The sequence below is a fragment of the Kitasatospora sp. NPDC091335 genome (assembly GCF_044757205.1).
Classification (GTDB): domain Bacteria; phylum Actinomycetota; class Actinomycetes; order Streptomycetales; family Streptomycetaceae; genus Kitasatospora.
Genome location: NZ_JBIVUM010000045.1, coordinates 1 through 1628, shown reverse-complemented (window position 1 = coordinate 1628; position 1628 = coordinate 1). Strand labels below are relative to the sequence as shown.

Annotated in this window: 1 rRNA gene; it reads right to left on the bottom strand. The window is 57.0% G+C overall.

What is annotated here, in order from left to right:
* A 23S ribosomal RNA gene (locus ACIQOW_RS39655) occupies window positions 1-1586 on the bottom strand; the annotation flags it as partial.
* Window positions 1587-1628: the final 42 nt, after the last annotated feature.

Here is a 1628-nt window from a genome sequence, read left to right as displayed (position 1 = left end):
CCCGAAGGCTCCAGGACGGCTTCACGGCCTTAGCATCAGAGGGTTCAACGTTGGCGCTTCAAAGCGGGTACGGGAATATCAACCCGTTGTCCATCGACTACGCCTGTCGGCCTCGCCTTAGGTCCCGACTTACCCTGGGCAGATCAGCTTGACCCAGGAACCCTTGGTCAATCGGCGCAAGAGTTTCCCACTCTTGTATCGCTACTCATGCCTGCATTCTCACTCGTATACCGTCCACGACTGGTTTCCACCGCCGCTTCACCCGGCACACGACGCTCCCCTACCCATCACAGCAGGCGTTGGCCCTATATGCTGCAATGACACGACTTCGGTGATGTGCTTGAGCCCCGCTACATTGTCGGCGCGGAATCACTTGACCAGTGAGCTATTACGCACTCTTTCAAGGGTGGCTGCTTCTAAGCCAACCTCCTGGTTGTCTCTGCGACTCCACATCCTTTCCCACTTAGCACACGCTTAGGGACCTTAGTCGGTGTTCTGGGCTGTTTCCCTCTCGACCATGGAGCTTATCCCCCACAGTCTCACTGCCACGCTCTCACTTACCGGCATTCGGAGTTTGGCTAAGGTCAGTAACCCGGTAAGGCCCATCGCCTATCCAGTGCTCTACCTCCGGCAAGAAACACGTGACGCTGCACCTAAATGCATTTCGGGGAGAACCAGCTATCACGGAGTTTGATTGGCCTTTCACCCCTAACCACAGGTCATCCCCCAGGTTTTCAACCCTGGTGGGTTCGGTCCTCCACACGGTCTTACCCGCGCTTCAACCTGCCCATGGCTAGATCACTCCGCTTCGGGTCTTGGGCATGCAACTCAAACGCCCTATTCGGACTCGCTTTCGCTACGGCTACCCCACACGGGTTAACCTCGCTACACACCGCAAACTCGCAGGCTCATTCTTCAAAAGGCACGCAGTCACGGCCCACCAGAAAACTGGCGAACGACGCTCCCACGGCTTGTAGGCACACGGTTTCAGGTACTATTTCACTCCGCTCCCGCGGTACTTTTCACCATTCCCTCACGGTACTATCCGCTATCGGTCACTAGGGAATATTTAGGCTTAGCGGGTGGTCCCGCCAGATTCACACGGGATTTCTCGGGCCCCGTGCTACTTGGGAAATGAGCAAGCAAGCCGCACAGATTTCGTCTACGGGGGTCTTACCCTCTACGCCGGACCTTTCGCATGTCCTTCGACTATCCATACGGTTTCTGACTCGCCCAGCCGCCGGCAGACGACTGAAGCTCACTCCCACAACCCCACATTGGCAACCCCTGCCGGGTCTCACACCAATACGGTTTAGCCTCATCCAGTTTCGCTCGCCACTACTCCCGGAATCACGGTTGTTTTCTCTTCCTGCGGGTACTGAGATGTTTCACTTCCCCGCGTTCCCTCCACACTGCCTATGTGTTCAGCAGCGGGTGACAGCCCATGACGACTGCCGGGTTTCCCCATTCGGAAACCCCCGGATCAAAGCCTGGTTGACGGCTCCCCGGGGACTATCGTGGCCTCCCACGTCCTTCATCGGTTCCTAGTGCCAAGGCATCCACCGTGCGCCCTTAAAAACTTGGCCACAGATGCTCGCGTCCACTGTGCAGTTCTCAAACAACGACCA